General features: G+C 50.9%; 1 tRNA gene and 1 rRNA gene. Both read right to left on the bottom strand.

The window, feature by feature from the left end:
- Window positions 1-53: 53 nt before the first annotated feature.
- A tRNA-Val gene (locus tag ACYQ4S_RS12655) sits at window positions 54-126 on the bottom strand.
- A gap of 28 nt (window positions 127-154) precedes the next feature.
- Window positions 155-269 (bottom strand): 5S ribosomal RNA (gene rrf, locus ACYQ4S_RS12650).

Raw genomic sequence — 269 nt, 5'->3', positions numbered from 1 at the left:
CACTGATTAAAAGTCAGTTGCTCTACCAACTGAGCTAACGGCTCATGGATCTATGGAGGTTAACGGGCTCGAACCGCTGACCCTCTGCTTGTAAGGCAGATGCTCTCCCAACTGAGCTAAACCTCCAAATATCTCTGAAAATAAAAAAAGAGCTGCACGGCAACGTCCTGCTTTCACAAAGGGAAACCCTTCACTATCCTCGGCGCTGGGAAGCTTAACGGCTGTGTTCGGAATGGGAACAGGTGGATCCTTCCCGCCATCGTCACCGC

The sequence above is a fragment of the Alkalibacterium sp. s-m-28 genome (assembly GCF_054658175.1).
Note: the sequence above shows the minus strand (reverse complement) of the source record. Positions and strands in the feature narration are given on the sequence as shown.